Source organism: Stenotrophomonas sp. 05L413 (assembly GCF_056397945.1).
The window spans coordinates 74,040-98,424 of sequence record NZ_JBFTOL010000008.1; the positions used below are offsets into that span (position 1 = coordinate 74,040).

At 67.7% G+C, this 24,385-nt stretch carries 21 protein-coding genes; 10 read left to right on the forward strand and 11 right to left on the reverse strand.

Annotated elements, in window-relative coordinates:
- Positions 1-19 precede the first annotated feature (19 nt).
- Positions 20-2,449, reverse strand: a complete 2,430-nt coding sequence (locus tag AC1DIQ_RS17870; protein ID WP_121041423.1) for a putative bifunctional diguanylate cyclase/phosphodiesterase — start codon at positions 2,447-2,449, stop codon at positions 20-22.
- Between the two features lie 174 nt (positions 2,450-2,623).
- Positions 2,624-4,576: a DEAD/DEAH box helicase gene (locus AC1DIQ_RS17875; RefSeq protein WP_121041421.1), complete on the reverse strand. Its 1,953-nt coding sequence runs from the start codon at positions 4,574-4,576 to the stop codon at positions 2,624-2,626.
- A gap of 267 nt (positions 4,577-4,843) precedes the next feature.
- Here AC1DIQ_RS17875 and AC1DIQ_RS17880 point away from each other — a divergent pair, with 267 nt between their 5' ends.
- Positions 4,844-5,074: an RNA-binding S4 domain-containing protein gene (locus AC1DIQ_RS17880; RefSeq protein WP_019184435.1), complete on the forward strand. Its 231-nt coding sequence runs from the start codon at positions 4,844-4,846 to the stop codon at positions 5,072-5,074.
- A 15-nt stretch (positions 5,075-5,089) separates the two neighbouring features.
- On the opposite strand, the gene ubiM is transcribed toward AC1DIQ_RS17880, so the two are convergent.
- The 4 genes from ubiM to AC1DIQ_RS17900 form a co-directional block, all read right to left on the reverse strand.
- Positions 5,090-6,274 carry a 5-demethoxyubiquinol-8 5-hydroxylase UbiM gene (ubiM, locus tag AC1DIQ_RS17885; RefSeq protein ID WP_478050516.1) on the reverse strand — a complete coding sequence of 395 codons (1,185 nt, stop codon included), beginning with the start codon at positions 6,272-6,274 and terminating at the stop codon, positions 5,090-5,092.
- A gap of 89 nt (positions 6,275-6,363) precedes the next feature.
- Positions 6,364-6,753, reverse strand: coding sequence for an MAPEG family protein (locus AC1DIQ_RS17890; protein WP_121041417.1), 390 nt, complete (start codon positions 6,751-6,753; stop codon positions 6,364-6,366).
- A gap of 18 nt (positions 6,754-6,771) precedes the next feature.
- Positions 6,772-7,293: a DUF4019 domain-containing protein gene (locus AC1DIQ_RS17895; protein WP_478050517.1), complete on the reverse strand. Its 522-nt coding sequence runs from the start codon at positions 7,291-7,293 to the stop codon at positions 6,772-6,774.
- A 61-nt stretch (positions 7,294-7,354) separates the two neighbouring features.
- On the reverse strand, positions 7,355-8,497 hold the full coding sequence (locus AC1DIQ_RS17900; protein WP_193222759.1) for a COG3904 family protein: 1,143 nt from the start codon (positions 8,495-8,497) through the stop codon (positions 7,355-7,357).
- Between the two features lie 176 nt (positions 8,498-8,673).
- Between AC1DIQ_RS17900 and AC1DIQ_RS17905 the strand changes: the two genes are divergently transcribed.
- The 3 genes from AC1DIQ_RS17905 to AC1DIQ_RS17915 all read left to right on the forward strand — a co-directional run bounded on the left by AC1DIQ_RS17905 (position 8,674) and on the right by AC1DIQ_RS17915 (position 11,966).
- Positions 8,674-10,140 carry an AlkA N-terminal domain-containing protein gene (locus AC1DIQ_RS17905; protein ID WP_478050518.1) on the forward strand — a complete coding sequence of 489 codons (1,467 nt, stop codon included), beginning with the start codon at positions 8,674-8,676 and terminating at the stop codon, positions 10,138-10,140.
- The gene (locus AC1DIQ_RS17910; protein ID WP_121041409.1) at positions 10,137-10,628 is read left to right on the forward strand and encodes a methylated-DNA--[protein]-cysteine S-methyltransferase; all 492 of its coding nucleotides are present in this window, start codon (positions 10,137-10,139) and stop codon (positions 10,626-10,628) included. Before AC1DIQ_RS17905 ends, AC1DIQ_RS17910 begins: the two co-directional genes overlap by 4 nt.
- Before the next feature lie 75 nt (positions 10,629-10,703).
- Complete coding sequence (locus AC1DIQ_RS17915) at positions 10,704-11,966, forward strand: alkaline phosphatase family protein (protein ID WP_478050548.1); 1,263 nt, start codon at positions 10,704-10,706, stop codon at positions 11,964-11,966.
- A 70-nt stretch (positions 11,967-12,036) separates the two neighbouring features.
- Here AC1DIQ_RS17915 and AC1DIQ_RS17920 read toward each other — a convergent pair whose 3' ends face one another.
- Positions 12,037-12,219, reverse strand: a complete 183-nt coding sequence (locus tag AC1DIQ_RS17920; protein WP_019184443.1) for a 30S ribosomal protein THX — start codon at positions 12,217-12,219, stop codon at positions 12,037-12,039.
- A 118-nt stretch (positions 12,220-12,337) separates the two neighbouring features.
- Entirely contained in the window at positions 12,338-12,751 is a 414-nt protein-coding gene (locus AC1DIQ_RS17925) for a MerC domain-containing protein (RefSeq protein ID WP_121041406.1), read from the reverse strand.
- Positions 12,752-12,911: 160 nt separating this feature from the next.
- Here AC1DIQ_RS17925 and AC1DIQ_RS17930 point away from each other — a divergent pair, with 160 nt between their 5' ends.
- The 6 genes from AC1DIQ_RS17930 (at position 12,912) to AC1DIQ_RS17955 (ending at position 20,437) form a co-directional block, all read left to right on the forward strand.
- Positions 12,912-15,107, forward strand: a complete 2,196-nt coding sequence (locus AC1DIQ_RS17930; protein WP_478050519.1) for a TonB-dependent receptor — start codon at positions 12,912-12,914, stop codon at positions 15,105-15,107.
- A 115-nt stretch (positions 15,108-15,222) separates the two neighbouring features.
- On the forward strand, positions 15,223-15,657 hold the full coding sequence (locus AC1DIQ_RS17935; RefSeq protein WP_121041403.1) for a MarR family winged helix-turn-helix transcriptional regulator: 435 nt from the start codon (positions 15,223-15,225) through the stop codon (positions 15,655-15,657).
- Positions 15,654-16,895 (forward strand): MFS transporter, encoded by a 1,242-nt coding sequence (locus AC1DIQ_RS17940; RefSeq protein WP_259462164.1) that lies wholly within the window; start codon positions 15,654-15,656, stop codon positions 16,893-16,895. Before AC1DIQ_RS17935 ends, AC1DIQ_RS17940 begins: the two co-directional genes overlap by 4 nt.
- A 100-nt stretch (positions 16,896-16,995) precedes the next feature.
- On the forward strand, positions 16,996-17,562 hold the full coding sequence (locus AC1DIQ_RS17945) for a TetR/AcrR family transcriptional regulator (RefSeq protein WP_121041399.1): 567 nt from the start codon (positions 16,996-16,998) through the stop codon (positions 17,560-17,562).
- The gene (locus AC1DIQ_RS17950; protein ID WP_121041397.1) at positions 17,559-19,244 is read left to right on the forward strand and encodes an MFS transporter; all 1,686 of its coding nucleotides are present in this window, start codon (positions 17,559-17,561) and stop codon (positions 19,242-19,244) included. Before AC1DIQ_RS17945 ends, AC1DIQ_RS17950 begins: the two co-directional genes overlap by 4 nt.
- A gap of 8 nt (positions 19,245-19,252) precedes the next feature.
- Entirely contained in the window at positions 19,253-20,437 is a 1,185-nt protein-coding gene (locus tag AC1DIQ_RS17955; protein WP_121041395.1) for an HlyD family secretion protein, read from the forward strand.
- Positions 20,438-20,705: 268 nt separating this feature from the next.
- Here the strand turns inward: AC1DIQ_RS17955 and AC1DIQ_RS17960 are convergent, their stop codons facing one another.
- From AC1DIQ_RS17960 to AC1DIQ_RS17970, 3 genes are all read right to left on the reverse strand, one after another.
- Entirely contained in the window at positions 20,706-21,191 is a 486-nt protein-coding gene (locus AC1DIQ_RS17960; RefSeq protein ID WP_019184450.1) for a Fur family transcriptional regulator, read from the reverse strand.
- Positions 21,192-21,207: 16 nt separating this feature from the next.
- Positions 21,208-22,611, reverse strand: coding sequence for a glutamate--tRNA ligase (gene gltX / locus AC1DIQ_RS17965; protein ID WP_478050520.1), 1,404 nt, complete (start codon positions 22,609-22,611; stop codon positions 21,208-21,210).
- A 119-nt stretch (positions 22,612-22,730) separates the two neighbouring features.
- A complete protein-coding gene (locus AC1DIQ_RS17970) occupies positions 22,731-24,317 on the reverse strand; it encodes a M28 family metallopeptidase (protein WP_478050549.1) in 1,587 nt (528 codons plus the stop codon).
- Between the last annotated feature and the right edge of the window lie 68 nt (positions 24,318-24,385).

Consider the following 24,385-nt stretch of genomic DNA (forward strand, 5'->3'; position numbering starts at 1 on the left):
GTCGGCGGCGATTATCGCATCATGGCACGCCCCGCCAGGCCTCGGAGGGCCGGCCCGCGCCCACCGGCCGTATCGCCAGCTGGGTCATCCGCTCCAGCGGAATCGGCCGTTCGATCGCATACCCCTGCAGGCCCTCCACGCCCATCTGGGCCAGCTGATCGGCGACCACCGCCGATTCCACCCATTCGGCCACCACCATCATGTGCAGCTCGCGGCCGACCTCGGTGATCGCCCGCACGGCGGCACGGTTGACCGGATCCAGGTTCATGTCGCGCACGAATACGCCGTCGATCTTGAGCATGTCCGCCGGCAGTTGCCGCAGGTAGCCGAACGAGGACAGCCCCGAGCCGAAATCGTCCAGCGCCATGCGGCAGCCACGCGCTTTCACCGCGTCGATGAAGGCGCGTGCCTGATCCAGGTTGCTGACCGCCGCGGTCTCGGTGATTTCAAAGCACAGCTTGCGCGCCAGGCCGCGGTTGCGTTCGAGCAGATCGGTGACGAAGGCCAGGAAGCTCGGCTCGGCGATCGACTGCGCGGACACGTTGACGTTGCACAGGCCCAGCTGCTGCACATGGCTCGGGCACACCTGCAGGTGCCGGAACAGCAGGGACAGCACATGCCGGTCCAGTGCCATGCCCATGCCGTATCGCTCCACCGCGCCCATGAACTCGGCCGGCCCCTGCAGCGCGCCTTCCGGGCTGCGCATGCGCACCAGCACTTCGTAATGCAGGAACTCCGGATCGCCGACCCGCTCGATGCGCTGTGCATACAACAGCATGCGGTTCTCGGCCATCGCGCTGGAGACATTGGCCAACCGCTCCGCTTCGCGCCGCCGTTCATCCAGTGCCATGCGGCTCTCGTTGTAGCAGTGCACCCGGTTGCGGCCGGCCTCCTTGGCCGCGTAGCAGGCACTATCGGCGGCGCTCATCAACCAGTTCACATCCGGCGCATCCGGGCTGATCTCAACCACCCCGATGCTGCAGCTCACCCGGGGTGCGCCGTCGCCCTGCTGGATGCTGACCTGGCCAAGCGTGCGCACCACCCGCTGCAGCACCTGCTTGGCTTCATCCTGCCCGGCATTGGCCAGGAACAAGGCGAACTCGTCGCCCCCCAGGCGGCCGACCCAGTCGCCATCACGCACCGCCCCCACCAGGTAATCGGCGAAGCTGCGCAGCAGCTGATCGCCGGCAGCGTGGCCGAGCCCGTCGTTGACCAGCTTGAAGTAGTCCAGATCGATGTAGCACAGCGAGTGGGTGCCGCCCTCGGCCCGTACCGCCACCAGCGCCTGTTCGAGCAGCCGCTCGATCTCGCGGCGGTTGATCAGCCCGGTCAGCGGGTCGTGACTGGCGTGGTGCTCCACCTCGCGTGCCAGGGCATGGTTCTGCGAAACATCTTCCACCAGCGCGAACACCGCCGGCGCCCGCGCCCGGGTGTGCACCACGGTACCGCTCCAGCGCCCCCACATCAGGCTGCCGTCAGCGCGCAGGAAGCGCAGCTCGCCCGGGCGCAACTGGCGCGGCCAGTCGATCCGGCCGCGCTCGTCCAGGATCAGCTCGCCCTCCACCAGCAGATCGGCCAGCGACAGACTGAGCAGGGCCTCGCGGCGCTGGCCCAGGATATCGGCCATGGCCTGGTTGGCCTCCATGATGCCGCCGTCCTCATCCAGCTTGAGCATGCCCACCGTGGCCTGGTAGAACGCGGCGCGGAAGCGGCTCTCCTGTTCGGTCAGGTCGTTGCGCACGCGGCGCGCCAGCAGCACCGCGACCAGGGTGATCGCCAGCACCGACAGGCCACCGACGATGAAGGTCGTCATGCGCACCATCGCCGCGGTGTGCAGCAACGCGCTGGAGAACGCACGCGCCTGGTTCTGCATGCCCACATCCAGCGCCTGCACCCGGCGCAGCAGGGCCTGCTGCACCGCCGGTGTCAGTGTGCCGGCGGCATGCCCGGCCTGGACCCGGTCGGTGATGGCCACCAGTTGCAGCAGATCGTCATCGGTGTCGCGCCACAGGCGTACCGCATCGCGGAAATACGGCTGATCGCGCAGGTAGCGATACGAGAGAATCAAACGGTTGATGTCGCCACGGGCGTTGCCGCCTTCAATGAAGCCCTGGCGTGCTGCGGCGATGTCCGGGTCGGCCTGCTCGAGGGCACGGCGGGCGGTGAGGTCGCCCAGTGGCACCCGCAGCGCCTGCCGGGTCGCGCCCAGGTCAACGGCATCACCCGAGGCGATGTACCGCGACAGCGCGTGAGTGGCCTGCTGCTGGCCGCGCGACCAGTGGCTCTGGCCCATGATCCATGCCGTCGAGGCGGCCTGCAGCTCCTGGATCACCGCGGAAATCCCGACCAGGCCGATGGCCATGCCGGTCAACAACACAAAGCGCAGGGTCAGCCCCCGCATCGAATACGGTATCGCGGTGCCGCCACTCTCCCTGCGACCTCCAGACATCGCCGATCCCCCCGGGGCTGCGGATGTGGAAACTCATTCCATTGGAGCATGGTCCAATCCGCAGGCTAGGGCCAGCACTGTTGAGACGGTGCGAAACCGGCGGACCGGGACGCGGAGGCCGGATACGACGACGCCAGCCCGGAGGCTGGCGTCGCGTTGATCACCCCGGGGCGATCAGAAGTTGCGCGGACCGCGCGGCTTGAAGCCGTCACGACGCGGCGGGCGGTCGTTGCCGCCCGGGCCGCTGCGCGGGCCACCCGGACCGCCCGGACCACGCGGCTTGCCCTGGCCGAACTTCGGCTTGAACGGCGGACGCGCGGACGGGGTCAGGTCTTCACCCGGCTCGACCTTGCGCATCTGAAGCTGCTGGCCCGAGACCCACACCTTCTTCAGGTGGGTCAGCAGGTCCTGCGGCATTTCGGCCGGCAGGTCCAGCACCGAGAAGTCGTCATGGATGTCGATGCGGCCGATGAAACGGCTTTCCAGGCCAGCTTCGTTGGCGATCGCGCCGACGATGTTGCCCGGCTTCACGCCGTGGACGTGGCCCACTTCGATGCGGAAGGTTTCCATGCCCGGCTCGGCGGCACCGCGCGGGGCGATGTCACGGCGCGGGGCGCGCTCGGCGCCGCCTTCGCTGTTGCCGAAGTCGCCTTCCGGACGCGGCGGGCGCGGGCCACGGTCGTCTTCACGGCGCGGACCCCGCTCGAAGCGCGGCTCGAAACGGGCCGGGCGCTCGCCACGGTCGTTGCTGCGCTCGTTGCGCTGATGCGGGGCACGCTCTTCACGGGCACCACGGACCGGCGGGGTCAGCAGGAACGGCGAATCGCCCTGCAACAGCTTGGCCAGCGCGGCGGCGATCTCGATCGCCGGCACGTTCTTCTCGCCTTCCAGGCGCTGCAGCAGGTCGCGGTAGAACTCGGTGCCACCGGCATCGAGCACATCGCTGATGCGGCTCATGAACTTGGTGATGCGGGTGTCGTTGACCGCGTCCACGCTCGGCAGCTGCATCTCTTCGATGGGCTGGCGGGTGGCGCGCTCGATGGCACGCAGCATGCCCTTTTCGCGCGGGGTGGCGAACAGGATCGCGTCACCGGTGCGGCCGGCACGGCCGGTACGGCCGATGCGGTGCACATAGCTTTCGGTGTCGTACGGGATGTCGTAGTTCAGCACGTGGCTGATGCGCTCCACGTCCAGACCACGGGCGGCCACGTCGGTGGCGACCAGGATGTCCAGCTTGCCTTCCTTGAGCATGCCGATGGTGCGCTCGCGCTGGGCCTGCTGCATGTCGCCGTTGATGGCGGCCGCGGCCAGGCCGCGCGCCTGCAGCTTCTCGGCCAACTCTTCAGTGGCTGCCTTGGTACGCGAGAAGATGATCATCGCGTCGAACGGTTCCACTTCCAGGATACGGGTCAGCGCGTCCAGCTTGTGCATGCCGCTCACCCACCAGTAACGCTGGCGGATGTTGGCCGAGGTCGTCGTCTTGCTGACGATGGTGACTTCGGCCGGGTTCTTCAGGTAGGTCTGCGCGATGCGGCGGATCTGCGAGGGCATGGTGGCCGAGAACAGGGCGACCTGGCGGGTCTCCGGCAGCTTCTTCAGCACGGCTTCGACGTCGTCGATGAAGCCCATGCGCAGCATTTCGTCGGCTTCGTCGAGCACCAGCGTCTTCAGCTCGGACAGATCCAGGGTGCCGCGCTCGAGGTGATCGATCACGCGGCCCGGGGTGCCGACGATGACGTGCACGCCACGACGCAGGGCCGACAACTGCTGGCCATAGGGCTGGCCGCCGTACACCGGCAGGACGCGGAAGCCGGGGATGCCGGAGGAATAGGTCTGGAACGCCTCGGCGACCTGGATGGCCAGTTCGCGGGTGGGCGCCAGCACCAGCACCTGCGGCTTGGTCTGGTTGAAATCGAGGTTGGACAGCACCGGCAGCGCGAAGGCGGCGGTCTTGCCGGTACCGGTCTGGGCCTGGCCGAGCACGTCACGGCCTTCCAGCATCGCCGGAATGGTGGCGGCCTGGATCGGCGAAGGGGTTTCGTAACCGACGGTGGCGACGGCCTGCATCACAGCGTCGGACAGGCCGAGATCTGCAAACAGCAGCGGCGCGGGGGATTCTTGGGACATGGGAAACTCCGAAACACCGCCGTTCTAGAGGGCAGTGAGATAAAAAAGGGGGATGGTCCGCGCTTTGGGCGCCCTTTCTTATCGCGTGCCCTGGCGCTGCTCGGTCGGAGGAGAATTCACTCACTCAGGGGGCGATGATACCGCATCGTTCCTGAACAACGTATACAGATTCCCGGATGGATGCCGTTGCGCCGCCGGCTGGCGCACAATACGCGCCCTTTCCCGGCCCGGCCCCACGTCCGCGCCTCTTCCCAGGATACCCGCTCCATGCAGACCCTCGAATTTGAACTGGACCGCGACTACGTCGAGCTCAAGCAGCTGCTCAAGCTGGCCGACCTGGTCACCAGCGGCGGCGAGGCCAAGACCGTGATCGGCGACGGCCAGGTGCTGGTCGATGGTGAAGTGGAACTGCGCAAGGCATGCAAGATCCGCGCGGGCCAGCAGGTACAGTTCGCCGACACGGTCATTCACGTGATCGCCGACAGCGACGCGCCCTGATCTTCCCGGCCGGACTCAGCGCAGTGTATCGCGCTGGGTCAGATGGGCGGTGATCAGCTGGCGGAACGGGGCCACCCCGTGCGCCAGCCGCAGTCCGGCCCGGCGCAGCAGCCGCGCCGGCAGGCGGTCATCGGTGTACAGCGAAGCGATCGCATTGGTCGCCTCGTAAAGCGGCCGCGAGGCCAGCCGGTGCCCGCGCTCGTAAGCGGCCAGCCCGGCGGGTGCGGCGATGTCGCGTCCCTGCCCTGCGACCTTGCGCAGGAGCCCGGCCAGTCGATGCTGGCTCTGCAACCCCAGATTGAAGCCATGCGCGGTGACCGGATGCATGCCGACGGCGGCATCGCCGATCAACGCACAGCGATCGCCGGCGAACGCGTTGGCATACACCCCCACGAGGGGATACGCCACCGGCGTGGCCACTGGCCGCATCGCGCCCAGCCGATGCTCGAAAAAGCCACTGATGCTGCGGCCGAAGTCGGCCTCGTCCTGGCCCATCAAGGCCGCGATCTGACGCGGCGGCAGCGTGATGACGGCCGAGGCCTGGTCGCCATTGAGGGGCAGCAGGGCCATCGTGCGCCCATACCCGAACCACTCCCAGGCGGTGTGCTGGTGCGGCACCTCGATCTGCATGCGGCAGACCAGCATGGATTTGCCGAAATCACGCAGCTGCGCGCCAATCCCCAGCAGGCGGCGGGTGGAGGAGAAGCGGCTGTCGGCAGCGACCACCAGCCGCGCGGCCAGCTGGCGGCCATCGGCCAGGGTCACCACGCTGTGGGCCGGGCCCGGGCTCACGGCCGTGACGCTGGCCTGGTCCAGGATTTCCAGACCGGCCTGGCCCTGCACGCTCTGCCAGGCGGCGCGGCGGATCAGATGGTTGGGCACCAGCCAGCCGAGGTCGTCCCCGGTGCGCTGGTGCGCGGCGAAGGTCAGCGCGAACGGCGAGCCGCCATCCATCACCTTGGCATCGCGCAACGGGGAAATCTCGGCGGGATCCAGCTGCGCCCACAGACCCAGCGATGCCAGGATCTGGCGGGAGGCATGGGTCAGCGCGATCTCACGGCCGTCGAAGGCGGCCTGCGCCAACGCGGCACGCGGCTGCTGTTCGATCAGGGTGACGCTCAGGCCGGTATCGGCCAGCGCGCGCGCGAAGCACAGCCCGGTCGGGCCGGCGCCCACCACCACCACATCCACTGACTGCATGATCCCATCCTGCCGTTGCGTGTCCAGCGCAGCTTAACGCCGCAGCGCCGGCGCCGTCCTTGATCTGGATCAGGCGCGCCAGAGCGGGTTCACAGCAACGCCCACAGCAGCATCACGATGCCCAGCAGCGACACCAGCCACACCAGGCTGCGCACATACGGCACGCCGGCGGCGTACAGCGGCAGATAGATCAGCCGCGCCCAGAAGTACAGCTGCACGGCCACGGCCGTCATCCCGTCCTGGCGCTGGGTCAGCACCACCGCCAGCACCGCGGCGGCGAAGAACGGGAAGGTTTCCATGAAGTTGCTCTGCGCCCGCTGCAGGCGGCCAGCCAGCGGACTCGGCGCCGGCATCGGCTGATCGCGCGCGGAGGCATTCCAGCCGATCCCGCGCTCGCGGGTGATCAACGTGGAAGGCGCAAACACGTGCACGAGGCCGAGCACCATCGACCACACCAGCATCTGGATCTCGATACTCATCTGCGCAGTCTCCGGCGATCAGGGGGTGGCGGCACGCACGCTGTAACCGGCCAGGCGCCAGACGCGGTCTTCGTCGAACCGGAAGGACACCAGTTCGCGCACCGGCTGGGCACTGTTGGCAAAGCGCGTGGGGAAACTGACGTTGATGTACAGGCCTTCCGGGACGGTCGCCCCGGCGGCGTACTTGACCCGGGTCACCACCGGCTGGCCACGCGAGGCCAGCGCGCCAAGGCGCTGACGATCGGCGGTGAGCTGGCTGACAAAGGCCTGCTCGGTCACTGACTTCTTCGCCACGGCCGAAGCGCCTTTCCATGCCTCGCCGGCACGGTCGGCATCGACCAGCTTCGCGACCTGCAATGCAGCAGCGGTCATTTCCGCATCCTGCTTCTGCACCTGCGCCTGCTGCGCCGGGCTGAGTGCCGGGCGGGCGGCAGGCGCGGGGCGCGCCGGGGCCGGTGCAGGCGTGGCCGGCGGCGGTGGCGTCTGGGCCAGCGCGGCGAAAGGCAGCAGAGCGGACAACAGCAGCAGCGGAACACGCATCAGGACACCGTTGGCTGGAAGGAACTGCGCTCCAGTCTACGGGAAGGGCGTGAGTCCTCCGTCAGTTGCGCTCGGCCGCCTCGGCCGGCGCCGGCCGGGCATCGCCCAGGGTCTGCTCCACGGCATCCGGCTGACCGGGCGCGGTGGTGGCCGGCAGCAGCGTGGAGACATCGATCTCCGACAGCGGGCTCTCGTCCGGGCAGGTTTCATCCGGGAAACCGAAGCGCTGCTTCAGAGCCTGCCCACAGCTGTTGACGGCCTCCAATTCACTGCCTTCGCGCTTGCACTCCTGATCGAAAGCGACCAGGAACGCGTCCTTGCGGCGGACGAACGCATCGCCGCATTTGCGCATCTGCTTGATCCGTTCCAGGTCATCCTGCACCGCGTTGGTGCCATCCAGCCCGAACTGACGCAGCTCCTCGGCGGTGAGCAGGCGCAGGCTGCGGTTGGGCACGGTCATCATCAGATCGGCTACGCCCACGGCCACGCCGTTGCGCTGCAGGTAATCCTTGACGTTGTCGTACACCTCATGGAGTTCGCGGTTGAGCTCGGCACGCGAGGTGGCCTTGGAGCTGATCCGCATCATGCGGTGGATGCCGACCTTGCCCGATACCAGCCGGTTGTCGCCGGCAGCCAGCACGAACACGCAGGCGCTGTGGCAGACCGAGCCTTCGCGCACCCAGATGGTCCAGTTGGATTCGCCGATGCGATCCCCCGCCACGATGGCGGCTTCGACCTGGCCACCACTGGAATCCAGATCGAGAATGCGCCGGGAAATACGCTGCGCATCGGCGACCACGGCCAGCCGCGCGACCAGCTCGGAGAAACCGGGATTGATCTTGCCCACATAGCGCACGCGCAGCAGGCCACGTTCGGCGCACGGCTGCAGCGCGGCATCGATGCTGGCCCGATCAAGCGCCTCCAGCGGCGCACCATCGCCCGCGTCGCCGGCATAGTCGGTATCGCAGCTGATCCACGCCTTGCCGTTTTCCAGGGCCGCGTCCGGCCAGCGCAGGTCACCGCGCTTGGGCGCGGGCGGTGGCGGTGGCGGCGCATCGGCCGCGTTGATCGACACCATGTGGTCGCCATCGGCGGTCTGTGCCCGCACGGCCTTGTCGGCGGCGGTGACATTGCCCGGGTTTTCCAGCTGGCTGCAACCGGCCAGACCCAGACACAACAACGGCAACCACCACGACTTGAGCAACATGGACAACCCGGAATCCTTGCGAGGGGGAATGCGCGGCAAAACCAGCGCAGAGGCACAGTCTAGTGCGCGACCGGCGCGGCGCGGCAACCTGTCCTGAACCGGGCGACCCGGGGCTGGCATTGGCGTCCGAAAATGGCGAGCCAGCGCTGCTCACCGGGCATAGACTGGCCCCCATGGAGACCGCCCTGCCCCTGGACCACGCCGCCTGCGAAAGCGCCCGCCTTGCCCGCGATGCGCGCTTTGACGGGGTGTTCTTCACTGCCGTGCGCAGTACCGGCATCTACTGCCGACCGGTCTGCCCGGCACCGGCGCCGAAGCCGTCCAACGTCACTTACTACCCCACGGCTGCCGCAGCCGCGGCCGCGGGTTTTCGTCCCTGCCTGCGCTGCCGCCCCGAGTTGGCCCCCGAGGCGCAGGACGCACTCAACAATGAAACGCTGCAGCGCGCGCTCGCCCTGATCCACGATGGCTATCTGCAGGACCAGCCGGTCGCCGATCTGGCCACCCACGTCGGCTTGAGCGCCCGCCAGCTGCAGCGCCTGTTCGTGGCCCGGCTCGGTGCGGCGCCGGCGCAGATCCACGCCACCCGCCGGCTGTTGTTGGCCAAGCTACTGCTCACCGAAACCGCCTTGCCGGTCACCGATGTCGCGATGGCCTCGGGGTACAACAGCCTGCGCCGTTTCAACGCGGCCTTTCTGGATGGCTGCGGGATGCCCCCGACCGCGATCCGCCGCCAGCGCGGCACGCTGACCGAGGGCGCACTGACCCTGCGCCTGGGCTACCGGCCGCCGCTGGATTTCACCGCGATGCTCGGCTTCCTGCGCCGCCGCGCCATTCCCGGCATCGAGCAGATCGACACGGACAGCTACCAGCGCGTGATCGGGCCGCCCGAGCGCCCCTCACTGCTGCGCGTGACCGCCGATCCACGGCGCCCGGAGCTGTTGCTGCACCTGGGCCAGGTCGATCCGCGTGCGATTCCGGGCATCGTGCGCCGCGTACGCCGCATCTTCGATCTCGATGCCGACCTGCGCATGGTGCACGCGACGCTGGCGCAGGAACCACTGCTGGCGACGGGTATCGCACAACGCCCCGGGCTGCGCGTACCCGGCGGCTGGGATGGCTTTGAAGTGGCCGTGCGCGCGGTGCTTGGCCAACAGGTCAGCGTGGCGGCCGCCGCCACACTGGCGCGCCGGGTGGTGGACCGCTTCGGCGCCACCCTCGAAGGCATGCCGGCGGGACTGGACCGCCAGTTCCCCTTGCCGGAGGTGCTGGCACAGGCACCGCTGGAAACCATCGGGCTGCCGCGCACCCGCGCGGCCACCGTGCGTGCGGTTGCGCAGGCGGTGGTCGATGGGCGGCTCGATTTCCGCGCCGGCCAGTCGCTGGCTGGTTTCGTGGCGCGCTGCGTCGCCTTGCCCGGCATCGGCCCATGGACCGCGCATTACATGGCACTGCGTGCGCTGGCGCTGCCCGATGCGTTCCCGGCCGGCGATCTGGTGCTGCAGCAGGTGCTCGGTGGTGATACGCGACTGAGCGAACGCGCCACCGAGGCCCGCTCGCAGCCGTGGCGACCGTGGCGTGCCTACGCCGTTCTGCATCTGTGGCATCTGGCCACACCGTCTTCGGGAGTTACCTCATGACCCTGCTCTACGACACCTTCGACAGCCCGATCGGCGCGCTCACCGTGGCCGGTGACAGCCAGGGCATCCACCACATCCTGTTCGAGAACAACCGTTACGACGCCAAAGGGCGCGAACACTGGCAACGCGACGCCCATGCACTGCGGGACGCACGCGGACAACTGCTGGAGTACCTGCGCGGTGAGCGCGTGCGCTTCGATCTCCCGCTTGCCCCATACGGCACGCCGTTCCAGCTGCGGGTGTGGAAGGCGCTGGCCGATATTCCGTTCGGCCAGACCTGGAGTTACGTGGCACTGGCGCGGCACATCAACCACCCCACCGCCAGCCGCGCGGTCGGTGCCGCCAATGGCCGCAATCCACTGCCGATCGTGCTGCCCTGCCACCGCGTGATCGGCAGCAGTGGTGCGCTCACCGGCTTCGGTGGTGGCCTGGAAGCCAAGGCTGCGCTGCTGCAACTGGAAGCACGGCACGATTCGCTGTTCGCGTAACCGGGCATACGCCGTAGGGTGGCGTATGCCATCGGTTGTCTTCGACGCGTCACCGCCACGCACTATCATGTCGTGATGATTTCCGTCCGCCTTCCACTGGCGCTTGCCGCCGCTCTTTCGCTGGCCGCGTGCGCGACCGCACCCTCCACTCCACCTGACGCCGTCGCGGCGACTGCTGTCCCGACGGCACCAGCCACTACGCCCAAACTGTTGCTGGTCTCCATCGACGGCCTGCGTGCGGACATGCTCGACCGCGGCCTCAGCCCCAACCTGTCGCGGATCATCGCCGGCGGCGTGCGTGCGGACTGGATGACGCCCTCATACCCGGCGCTGACCTTCCCCAACCACTACACGATCGTGACCGGGCTGCGTCCGGACCACCACGGCATCATCCACAACAGCATGGAAGAAGCCGAACTGGGCAGCTTCCGCCTGCATCTGCGCGAGGCCGTCACCGATGCCCGTTGGTGGGGTGGCGAACCGATCTGGGTGGGCGCTGAAAAAGCCGGCGTGCATACCGCGACCCTGTCCTGGCCCGGCAGCGAAGCGGCCATCCAGGGCGTGCGGCCCAGCCAATGGCGGGTGTACGACAGCACGGTGACCCTGCCTGACCGTGTCGATCAGGTGTTGAGCTGGCTCGGCCAGACCGACGCGCAGGCACCACGCCTGGTCACCCTGTACATGGAACAGGTGGATCACGCCGGGCATGACCACGGCCCGGAGTCCTCCGAATACGCCGCCGCCATCGGCGAGGTCGACACCGCGATCGGCCGCCTGTTGGACGGGCTGCAGGCACGCGGTCTGGCCGACAGCACCAATCTCATCGTGGTGTCCGACCACGGCATGGCCAGCGTGCCCGAGGGCCAGGTCATCGCCACCGAAGACATGGTCGATCCGTCGATCGCCAAGGACGTATCGGTCGGCCAGTCAGTCGGCTTCGCGCCGTTGCCGGGCAAGCAACGCCAGGCCGAGAAGATCCTGCTCGGTGCGCACGCACACTACGACTGCTGGCGCCGCGAGGCCCTGCCGGCGCGCTGGGCATACGGCCGCCATCCGCGCATTCCGCCGATCCTGTGCCAGATGCACGAAGGCTGGGATGCGTTGACCCGCGACCGCATCGCCACACGCAAACCCGGCAACCGCGGTTCGCACGGTTACGACAACGCACTGCCCTCGATGCGCGCGGTGTTCATTGCCCGTGGGCCGTCGTTCCAGCAGGGGAAAACCCTGCCCGGGTTCGACAACGTGGATGTCTATCCCCTGCTGACCCGTCTGCTGGGTGTCCCGGCCGCCCCCAACGATGGCGATCCGGAGCGCCTGCTCCCCGCATTGCGCTGAGGCGATCCCGTCGCGCAGGCAAAAAAAAACGCGGCGCAAGCGCCGCGTTTTCATGACCCGCCTGGCTGGATCAGCCGGCCTTGGCCACCGCTTTCTTGGCAACGGCCTTCTTGGCCGGCGCCTTCGTCACGGTCTTCTTGGCAACCGGCGCAGCTGCGCCCACGGCCGCCTTGCTCACGACGTGCGAACGCGAATTGCCGTAGCTGGCATTGAAGCGCTTGCCCTTGGCGGTCTTGCGGTCACCCTTACCCATGTCGTAACTCCTTAGTCTGAATGCTGCGAAATCTGATTACCCCGTACTGACACGGGTTCGGCGGGGCCGCCCTCTCAGGCGCCCCCGCGCACGATCGGAAAGCCTACCATGCGCGCTCTCAATGAGCACAGCTGGCGTCATGGACGTGGCCATGGTTCAGGCGCAGATTCACCAGATGGGCCACGCCAACCAGCACGCCGCCCAAGGTCATCACCACCGCATGCGGCACCGCCGAGTGGTGCAGCGGGCCGTACAACAGGCCCGCCCACAACGCGGTCAGGCCCGGGATCAGGAAGCCCAGCGCGCGCAGCGCGCCATGGCGGCGCCAGCCCCAGACCAGGCTGAACAGGCCCAGCAGGGTGACGAAACTCACCAGCGCCAGCTCCACGCCGTCACTCATCCAGACCGACAGACCCAGCGACGGCGCAGCCGCCAGCAGCACCGGGAGCACAGCGCAATGCACGGCGCACAGCAGCGAGCCGGTGGCACCGAAACGATCCAGCAGATGGCGAACACGAGCGAACAGGGGCATGACTTCCAGCAGGGTCGGCGAAGCGTTATGGAATAATATAACATCAATCCTGACGCGCACCCTTGCCTCCCCCCCTGACTTCCCTTCCCCCCGTCCCGTTACGGGATTCGCGCGCCCCACCATTGATACATTGTAACAATTGACCGAAGGCCCTTGCCCTATGCGCTCCAGCTCCCTCCTGCTCAAACCCCACGCCCTGTCCCTGGCCCTTGCCGCCGCGATGCTGCCCTCGCTGGCCATGGCCGCCGATGATGCCGGCAACCACCGCGACCGCCACCTGACCGAGCTCTCCACCGTGAAGGTCACCGCCTCGCCGCTGCAGGGCGATGCCGAATCGCTGGCCCGCCCGGTGGATGTGCTGGCCGGTGAGCGCTTGGACGAGCAGAAGGCCGGCACCCTCGGCGACACCGTGGCCAAGCTGCCCGGCGTGCAGAGCACCTTCTTCGGCCCCGGCGTCGGCCGCCCGATCATCCGCGGCCAGGAAGGGCCACGCGTGGCAGTGCTGTCCAACGGCATGGGCAACATGGATGCCTCCACCGTCAGCGCCGACCATGCCACCAGCATCGAGCCGTTCCTGGCCGATCAGATCGAGGTCCTGAAGGGCCCGGCCACCCTGCTGTTCGGCAGCGGTGCGATCGGCGGCGCGGTCAACGTGGTCGACGGCCGCATCGCCCGCGAACTGCCGGACCGTCCGCTCAGCGGCCGCGCCGAACTGCGCGGCAACTCGGTCAACGACGAGCGCAGCGGCATGTTCCGCCTGGATGGTGTCAGCGGCAACGTGGTGCTGCATGTGGACGGCCTGGTCCGCAACGGCGATGACTACCGCATTCCCGGTTACGCGGTGATCGATGGCCTGGAAGATCACAGCGGCCACGATCACGAGGAAGGCGACACCGACGAACCGCGCCGCGGCCGTCTGGACAACAGTTCGATCCGCACCCGCGCCGGCGGCGTCGGTGCCACATGGCTGGGCGACGAAGGCTACTTCGGTGTATCCGCCAGCACCTACCGCACCAACTACGGCATTCCCAACGGCGCGCACGTGCATGCCGACGACGACCATGGTCATGACCACGATCACGACCATGGCGATGAGGAAGAGGGCGAGGAGCATGACGTCCGCATCGACATGGTGCAGAACCGCTTCGAAGCCAAGGGCGGCATCTACCAGCCCACCTCGTTCCTGAAGAACATCAGCCTGCGCACCGCCTACACCGATTACGAGCACACCGAACTCGAAGCCGGCACGCCCGCCACGCGCTTCACCAACCGGGGCATCGAAGGCCGCCTGGAAGCCGTGCAGGAACAAATCGGCGGCTGGGATGGCGCCTTCGGCCTGCAGTTCGGCAACAGCGACTTCGGCGCCAAGGGCGAAGAAGCCTTCGTGCCGGATACCGCGACCAAGAACATCGGCCTGTTCGTATTGCAGGAAAAGCAGTTCGGCCCGTTCAAGCTGGAGCTCGGCGGCCGCCATGACCAGGTCAAGCTGGACCCGACCGGTGATTACCGCGCCCGCACGTTCGACGCCACCAATCTCTCCGCCGCCGGTATCTGGACGCTCAACGACGCCGTCGACCTGCGCTTCGGCATCGACAGCTCCGAGCGCGCCCCGACCAACGAAGAGCTCTACGCCGCCGGCGCGCACATCGCCACCCGCTCGCTGGAGATCGGCGATGCGAACCTGAAGACCGAACGCGGCCAGCGCGTCGAGCTGGGCATCCACACCCACAGCGAGCGCGTCGATTTCTCCGCCTCCATCTACCAGACCAGGTTCAAGGACTTCATCTACCTGGCCGACACCGGCGTGGTCGAATCGCTGCCGGTCCGGCTGTGGACCCAGCAGGACGCCACCTTCAAGGGGGCCGAAGCCGAAGCCCTGTTCCATCTCTTCGAAGGCAACGCCGGCGACTGGGACCTGCGCGTGTTCGGCGATTACGTCAACGCCGAACTGGATGGCAGCGGCAGCCGCAGCGTCGACATCGCCGTCCCGCACGGCGACCACAACCACAACTACACGGTGGATCTGGCCAACACCGGCTACCTGCCACGCATCGCCCCGGGCCGGGTCGGCGCGGACCTGCGCTGGGCCAAGGATGGCTGGCGCGCCTCGGTCGGTGCCGTGCGCTACAGCAGCCAGAAGGACGTCGCCCAGAATGAAGAGCCGAGCAACGGCTACACCCTGGTCGATGCCCACGTCGCCTACCGCTGGGACCGGACCGACAGCAACAGCTACGAAGTCTTCCTTGACGGCAGCAACCTGACCAACCGCGAGGTCCGCCCGCACACCTCCCTGCTGCGCGACTACTCCCCGCTGCCGGGCCGCGGCGTGGCATTCGGGATCCGCGCGTACTTCTGATCGATTCACTGGGTGGTTGCTTGACCCGAGGGGGCCGAAAGGCCCCCTTTTTTTGAGCTTGACGAACTACGTGCATATGCACGTATCATCCAGCCACCCACCCCGGCACACGCCCATGGACCCGCTGACCCAGAGCCCCTGCACCTGCTTCCGCCTGCGTCGCGCGGCACGCCGGCTCTCGCAGATCTATGACGCCCACCTCGCCCCCGCCGGGCTCAGCCTCAACGCCTACTCCATCCTGCGCCGCGCCCCCGCACCGCGGCAGCTGGGCGACCTGGCCGAGGCGCTTGGCATGGACCGCACCACGCTCACCCGCAACCTCAAACCGCTGCTCAGCGCCGGCTGGCTCGAGCAACGCCGCGGTGACGATGCCCGGCAACGCCTGATCGTCATCACCGCTGCCGGCAAGGCCTGCCTTCGTCGCGCGCGCCCCCTGTGGCAACGGGCGCAACACGAAGTGGAAACCACCTTCGGGCCCACGCCGACCGCCCGGCTCAACGCCCTGCTCGACCAACTCGACCACGCCCTGCCCACCGGAGCCGACGCATGAGCACGTCAACCACTGCTACCCGCGCACCCGCCATGCACTGGGGCCTGCTGGTCGCGGCCTCCGCCATCCTCATGGTCACCATGGGCGTGCGCCAGACCTCCGGCCTCTACGTGGACCCGATCCACCGCGGCACCGGCGTGAGCATCGTCGAGATCAGCTTCGCACTGGCCATCGGCCAATTCGTCTGGGGCGCGGTGCAACCCGTGTTCGGGGCCGTCGCCGACCAGCGCGGCGCGTTGCCCGTGCTCATCTTCGGTGCCCTGCTGCTGGCGGCCGGGCTGCTGCTGGCACCGCTGCTGACCAGCCCGCTGGGCATGACCTTCACCCTCGGCCTGCTGATGGCCGCCGGCGCCGGCGCCGGCAGCTTCTCGGTCCTGATCGGCGCCACCGCCCACCGCCTGCCGGCCGAAAAGCGGTCGTTCGCCGCCGGCCTCATCAATGCCGGCGGCTCGCTGGGCCAGTTCGTGTTCGCGCCACTGGTCCAATGGATCATCGGCACCGCCGGCTGGGCGCGGGCCATGATCACCATGGCAGTGATCACTTTGCTCTCGGTGCCGCTGGCCTGGCCACTGCGACGTCGTGCCGGCGACCATGCGCCTGTCGCGGGCGCCACCGATGACGGCGGTCTGCCCGCACAGCTGCGCATCGCCGCACGCGATCGCAGCTACTGGTACCTGCATCTGGGCTTCTTCACCTGTGGCCTGCACATCGCCTTCCTGGTCACCCATCTCCCCGGCGAAATCGCGCTGTGCGGGCTCTCGCCCACCGTCGCCTCGTCCTCCATCGCGCTGATTGGCCTGTTCAACGTCGCCGGCAGCCTGATCGTCGGCGCCCTAGGCCAGCGCTACCGCATGAAGTACCTGCTGTTCTGGATGTACGCCAGCCGCGCCGTGATGATCGGGGTCTACCTCGTTGCGCCGCCTACCCCGCTCACCTTCTACGTGTTCTCCGCCGCGCTCGGCTTTACCTGGCTGGCGACCGTTCCGCCCACCGCCGGGCTGGTCGGCAAGCTGTTCGGCCCGCGCTACCTCGGCACCCTGTTCGGCCTGACCCTGCTCTCGCACCAGTTGGGCGGTTTCTTTGGTGCATGGCTCGGCGGCCTGGCGCTGGCGCACACCGGCAACTACCTGTGGATGTGGTACGCCGACATGGGCCTGGCCGTGCTCGCCGCGTTGATCAATCTGCCCATCCGCGAAGCCCGGATGGGCGGCTGTCACGGCGTGCCCGCGCCGCGCTGAGCTCACCCGCCCTCGACATTGCCCAGCGCGCGCCAACCGCGGTGCGCTGAAAGCGACGCAGGCCCTTTCCCGCCGGACAGTTCTGTCCGATGATGCGCGTATGCCTACCCAACGTGCCGACGCGGCCGCCCGCCGCGCCCAGATCCTCGACGCTGCCGATGCCGTGTTCGGTCAGCATGGCGTGACCGCCCCGCTGGACCTGGTGGTCGAGCGTGCCCAGGTCGGCCGGGCCACGCTGTACCGCAACTTCCCTGACCGCGCCGCACTGGTCGAGGCGCTGCTCCAGCGCACGGTCAACCGCATTGCGCGGCAGGTGCAGACCCTCGGCGACCGCGACGACGCATTGTTCGACGTCCTCGAAGGCATGGCCAACCGCATCGTCCAATCGCCTGCCCTCTCCGATTACTGGCGCGCGGTCGATCCTGATCAGATCCCGATCCGCGCCGCCCGCGAAACGATCGTCGAACTGCTGCGCGAACCGATCGCCCGCGCGATCGCCGCCGGCCTGTGCCGCCCCGATCTGGAAACGACGGACATTTCACTCATCTCAGGCATGCTGGGAGCCGCGCTGCGTGGCAAGACGCGTGACGAACGCGCCCGGCTGGCCACGCGCGCCCTGCAATTGCTGCGTGGCGGATTGCGGGGGCCTGCCGACGGGGAGGGATGATGCCGCAGTACCTCAAGCCGGTTCCGGACTGGGAGGAGCACGAAAAACCGACCCTGCCGGGCTCGGCGTCGATGCCGTGGCATCCGCCGCACCGCCGCCTCGCCTACGCCCTGGTCGCGCTGCTGGTCGGCATCACCGGCGGCCTGGGCAATGCCCTGGTCAGCGCCAACCTGCCGTTCCTGCAGGGCCAGCTCGGGCTCACTCCGGCGCAGGGCAGCTGGCTGGTGGCCGCCTATGCGATGGTCAACGTGACCGCCAACCTGCTCGCCTTCAAGTTCCGCCAGCAATACGGCATCCGCCTGTTCGCCGAGATCGGGCTGGGCCTGTACGCCGCGCTGGCGGTGCTGCATCTGTTCGTCGGCACCTTCGAAACCACCGTGCTGATGCGCGCGGCCAGCGGCTTCGCCGGTGCCGCCTGCAGCACCCTGGGCACGCTGTACATGCTGCAGTCGCTGCCGCGCAAATACACCGGCAACCTGCTGGTGATCGGCGTGGGCATCTCCCAACTTGCGGTACCGATCGCGTGGCTGGTCTCGCCGGGCCTGGTCGACACCGGGCAGTGGCACAACCTGTATCTGTTCGAGGCCGGGCTGGCGCTGTGCGCGTTCGCCGCCGTGGTGGTGCTCAAGCTGCCGCCGGGGGCGCAGATCAAGGCGTTCGAACCGCTCGACTTCCTCACCTTCGCGCTGCTCGCCCCTGCCGTCGGCCTGCTGGTGGTCGTGCTGGCGCAGGGCTACACCCGCTGGTGGCTGGATACGCCGTGGCTGGGCTGGGCGCTGGTCGCCTCGATCGCGCTGTCCACCACCGGCTTCATCATCGAGCACTACCGCCGCAACCCGTTGCTGCAGACGCGCTGGCTGGCCAGCCTGCCGGTGATCCACTTCATCATCGGTGCGTTCCTGATCCGCTTCCTGACCACCGAGCAGTCCTATGGCGTGGTCGGCCTGATGCGTACGCTCGGGATGGGCCCGGACCAGATGCGCCCGTTGTTCGCGGTGATCCTGGCCGGCGTGATCACCGGCATGGCCGCCAGCTCGCTCACCTTCGGCCCGAAGCGACTCATTCCGCAGTTGTTGATGGCCATCCTGCTGCTGGGCAGCGCGGCCCTGCTCGACCAGAGCCGCACCAGCCTGGATCGCCCGCACGACTTCTTCGCCAGCCAGTTCCTGGCGTCCGTCGGCGCCGGCATGTTCATGGGGCCGCTGATCATGCTCGGCATCACCCAGGCGCTGAAGCAGGGCGTGGACCACATGATCACCTTCCTGGTCACGCTCTCCATCACCCAGACCCTGGGTGGCCTGGCCGGCTCGGCCGTGCTGGGCACCTACCAGCTGCACCGCGAGCAGGTGTACTCCGGTGCGCTGGTCGGCCAGCTGGATCCGGCTGACAACGTGGTTGCCCAGCGCTTGAAACAGCAACAGCAGCTTTACGCCAGGCTGATCACCGACCCGGTGCAGCGCAGCGCGCAGGGCACCGCGCAGCTGGCGCAGATCACCCGTCGCGAAGCCAACGTGCGCGCGTTCAATGACGTGTTCGCGCTCAGCGGCCGCGTGGCGCTGGTCTTCCTTGGCTGGTTGCTGCTGCTGGCGGTGCGCACCGCTGTGCTCAAGCAGTGGCGCAAACGCCACGCGCCGACACCTCCCCATTCCGCGCCGACGCCCGCCAGCGTCGCGCCCCGATGAGCCCGCCCATGTCGACCCAACCCCCGCACGACGATACCGCCCCGGAAAACGTCAACCCACCGCCGCCGACCGACGCTGCGCCCGCCCCTGCGCCACCACCCGCGGCGGCCCCCTCTGGCGTGCCCAAGTACCTCAAGCCGAGCCTGCGTGCGGTGATCATCATGATCGTGATCGCCCTGATCGGCATCGCGCTGATCCTGCGTGCCTGGTCACTGTGGCCGTTCGAGACCTCCCGGGTGACCACGGACAACGCCTACGTGCGCGGCCAGATCACCGTGCTCGCGCCGCAGGTCAACGGCTATGTCACCGAGGTGCTGGTCAAGGACTTCCAGCACGTCAAACAAGGCGAACCGCTGCTGCGCATCGACGACCGCATCTACCGCGAGAAGGTCGTCCAGGCCGAAGCCGACCTGGACAGCGCCAAGGCCGCGCTGGCCAACTCCGACCAATCCCAGGCGCAGAACCGCGCGCAGATCCAGGCCGCGCAGGCCAACCTGTCTGCTGGCCAGGCCGAGCTCTCGCGCTCGCGGACCGAACTCAAGCGCTACGAAGAACTCGCCGACCAGCAACTGGTCGCCCTCAACGACCGCGACAAGTTCCGCACCACCACGCAATCGGCGCAGGCCAGCGTGCTGCAGTCGCAGGCCCAGATCCGCATCGCCGAAGAAACCCTGACCTCTACCCAGGTCGCCCGCAAAGGCCTGGAAGCCCGCGTCGAGACCGCCCAGGCGCAGCTGGAACTGGCGAAGATCGACCTCGCCAACACCGTGATCCAGGCGCCGCGCGACGGTCAGGTCAGCGAAGCCTCGGTGCGCCTGGGCCAATACGTCACCGCCGGTTCGCAACTGCTGTTCCTGGTGCCCGATGCCTTGTGGGTGGTCGCCAACTTCAAGGAAGGCCAGACGTGGAAGATGCGCATCGGGCAACCGGCCACCTTCTCCGTAGATGCCTTCGATGGCCAGAAGCTGCACGGCCACATCGAACAGATCGCCCCAGCGACCGGCTCGGAGTTCAGTGTCCTGCGTCCGGACAACGCCAGTGGCAACTTCACCAAGGTCGTCCAGCGCCTGCCGATCCGCATTTCCATAGACCCCGATCAGCCGCTGGCACCGCGTCTGCGTCCAGGCATGTCGGTGATCGTCAAAGTGGATACCGCCGCCGAAGGGCACGAGCCGGCCGATGCGAAGCCGTGATGCGTCTGCGCGCAGAACGCCAACGCCTTTCCCCACCCCAGTCCGGAACCGTCGGAAAGCGAGTTGGGCAGCCTGGAACGGGACCGTTGGAGCGGCATGGATGCCGCTCACGAGCCCCCAAGGATGGGTTTACGGCGCGTCCCGCTCCAGGTTGCCCGGCTCGCTTCCGCAGCGGGAAACAGAGTGGCTGCTTTCGCAGCAGAAACGAAAAAGCCGCGCAGATGCGCGGCTTTTTAACATCAACAGCGTACCGACCAACGGTCGGTACCTACCCCGCACACCGCGCGCACAACCCATGCACTTCCAGCGTCTGCGCCTGCGGCTGGAAACCGAGCTCCTTCGCCCGCTTCTCCAGCTGGCTGACAATCTCCTTGTCCTCCAGCTCCACCGCACTGTGGCAACTGTTGCAGATCAGGAATGGCACCGAATGCTGCGCACTGCTCGGATGGTGGCACGCCACGAACGCATTCACAGATTCCAGCTTGTGCACGAAGCCATTGGCCATCAGGAAATCCAGCGCGCGGTACACCGTCGGCGGGGCGTCGGCACCGACGCCCTTGCCGTTGCGCACCCACTCCAGCAATTCATACGCCTTCACCGGCTTGCCGGCCTCGGCAATCAGGCGCAGTACGTTCGCGCGGATCGGGGTCAGCCGCAGCCCGCGTTCCGAGCACACGCGCTCGACCACCTTCACGAAGTCGGAAGCGTCGTGAACGTGATGGTGCGGAGCGGTACAAGCGGTTTTTGCGGACATGCGCGGTCTCCTGTGGTCAGGCCGTCGGTACTTTAGTGAGTGCGACCTCGATGCGTTTCAAGGCCTCTTCACGCCCGGCCAGGAAGACCGTCTGCGAGATGTCCGGGCTGACCTGGGTGCCGGTGATGGCCACGCGCAGCGGCTGCGCCACCTTGCCCATGCCGATCTCCAGCGCCGTGGCCACGTCATGCAGCGCCGCCGACACGCTCTCCACCGTCCACTCGCCGGCCGCGCCCAACAGCTCGCGGGCCTTGCCCAGCGCCAGTTCCGCGCCGGGCTTGAAGTGCTTGGCCACCGCGGCTTCGTCGTACTCGGTCAGCGGCTGGTACCAGACCACCGCCTTCTCGGCCATTTCCTTCAGCGTCTGCACGCGGTCGCGCAGCGCCACCACCACGTCCGCCGGCGCAGGACCAGCGTTCAGGTCCAGGCCCAGCTTGTTCAGCTGGTAGACCAGGTGCGGGGCGATGTCGGCCGGCGCTTCCGTCTTCAGGAAGTGCTGGTTGACCCAGCCCAGCTTGGCCATGTCCAGGCGCGCGGCCTTGGAGTTGCAGTGGGTCACATCGAACAGATCGATCAGCTCCTGGCGGCTGAACAGCTCCTGGTCGCCATGCGACCAGCCCAGGCGGGCCAGATAGCTGAGCAGTGCGTCAGGCAGGTAGCCGGCGTCCTTGTACTGCATCACGTCGGCCGCGCCGGTGCGCTTGGACAGCTTCGCGCCCTGCTCGTCCAGGATCATCGGCATATGACCGAACTTCGGCACGGGGGCGCCGATGCCCTCATACAGATTGATCTGGCGCGGGGTGTTGTTGATGTGGTCGTCGCCGCGGATGACCTCGCTGATGCGCATGTCCCAATCGTCCACCACCACCGCGAAGTTGTAGGTGGGGAACCCGTCCGGGCGGAARATGACCATATCGTCCAGTTCGCTGTTGGCGATCTCGATACGGCCCTTGATCAGGTCGTCGAACACGACCGTGCCCTCCAGCGGGTTCTTGAAGCGGATCACGCGGTTCGGGTCATTCTTGTACGGCAGGCCCAGATCGCGCGCGGCACCGTTGTAACGCGGCTTTTCCTGCTTGGCCATGGCGGCCTCGCGCATCGCATCCAGTTCTTCGCGTGTCTCGTAGGCGTAGTAGGCCTTGCCATCGGCGACCAGCTGCTCGGCCACTTCCAGGTAACGGGCCACGCGCTGGGTCTGGTAGATCGGGCCTTCGTCGTAGCCCAGGCCCAGCCACTCCATCGCCTCCAGGATCGCGTCGATCGCGCCCTGGGTGCTGCGCTCGCGGTCGGTGTCTTCGATGCGCAGCACGAATTCGCCGCCACGGTGACGGGCCTCCAGCCAGCAGTACAGCGCCGTGCGGGCGCCACCAATGTGCAGGTAGCCGGTGGGACTGGGGGCAAAACGGGTGCGGCAGGTCATGGAGGGCTCAGGGCGGGAAACGGAATCCCGGCAATTTTACCCCGCCCCGGCCGCAAACCGGGCACTCCCTGCCCGGCATGGCGTGGGCAGCCCTTTCCAGGCCGCCCACGCGGTAGCCCTCAGGGCGTCAGCAACGGCTTGCGCGGCAGCTTTTCATCGCGCATGGCCGCGTTGTAGACGAACGAGGCCACGATGGCGGCGGCCTGCTTCAGGTCTTCCGGCTCGGCGTGGTCCCAGGTGTCCAGGTTGCTGTGGTGGACGTTGGTGAAGTAGTCCAGGCGGTCCTGGATGAACTGGAACCCGGGCAGGCCGACGCGATCGAATGCGATATGGTCGGTGCTGCCGGTGTTGCGGGTGGCCACGGTGGTGGCGCCCACATCGTGGAATGGGGCCAGCCACGCTTCGAAGATCGGCACCGCGGCCAGGTTCTCCTGCGCGTAGATGCCGCGGAAGCGGCCCGAGCCGTTGTCCATGTTGAAGTACGCCGAGAACTTGTCGTAATCACGCTGGCGCTGCAGGGCGCCGGTCGGCTCACGCATCGAGGCTGGCAGCGTGAGCTGCGCCGGGTCGGTCGGCTCGGGGTAGCGCGCGAAGTGCTTGGACACGTAATCCTGGGAGCCGATCAAGCCCTGCTCCTCGCCACTCCACAGCGCCACGCGGATGGTGCGCTTGGGCTTGGCACCCACCGCCTTGAGGATGCGCATGGCTTCCATCATCACCGCCACGCCGGCAGCGTTGTCGGCCGCACCGGTGCCGGTGTGCCAGGAATCCATGTGCGCGCCGAGCATCACGATCTCATCGGCCTTGCCACTGCCGCGGATCTCGGCCAGCGTGTTGTAGCCGGGCTGGTCCTGCGTATCGGTGAAGCGGGCTTCGACATTCACGCGCAGCTTGACCGCCTGCTTCTGGTCGACCGCCCGCACCAGCTGGTTGTAGTGCTCGGCCATCATCGCCAGCTCGGGCACGCCGACCGGTTCACCGGCCTTGCGCGAGCCACCGCCACCGACACGGATGATGCCGTTGTCCCAGCCGCTGATGCTGATCGTGGCCAGCACGCCCTGCTCGGCGAAGAAGGCGTTGGTGGCGCGGGTCAGTTCCTGCTTCTCCAGGTATTCCTTGGCCTTCTTGGCACGGTCGGCCTTGGCATCGGCGACGTCCTTGGGCACCGCGAACACCTGCAGCTCGGCCAGGCCGGCATCATCGTGGCGATGCGAATCGGACTTGGTGGCCCGTTCGTAATCGCGTGCATCGTTGAGCAGCAGGATCCTGCCGGCGAGCTTGCCCTTGTACTGATCCAGGTCGGCGAGCTTCTTGATCTCGACCTTGATCACCTCGCCCTCGACCGGGCCGTTGGTGCCCGGGGTCCAGGCCTTCGGCAGCGCATACAGCGGCGCCACGCGCGGGCTCAGCAGTTCCACGCTGGCGTTGCTGAACTCCCAGCCGCGGCCGAACGCATCGAAGGCTTCGTCATGGACGTTGACCAGGCCCCACTCATTGAACTTGCTGCGGGTCCAGGCGTTGGCCTCGCCCATCGCGGGCGAATTGGTCAGGCGCGGGCCGATCTGCTCGGTCAGGTGGCTGAAGGTCGCCATCACCTGCGACCGGTGGAAGGCTTCCTGGCGGATGCGGCTGACCATGTCCAGGTCCACCGTTTCCTTCGTCTGTGCATCGGCGACGCCGCTCAATGCCAATGCCACGCTCAACATGCCCCACTTGAACACGATTACCCCTGCCTCTCGGCCAGACCACGAACAATCCCCGAGTCTATCGGGCG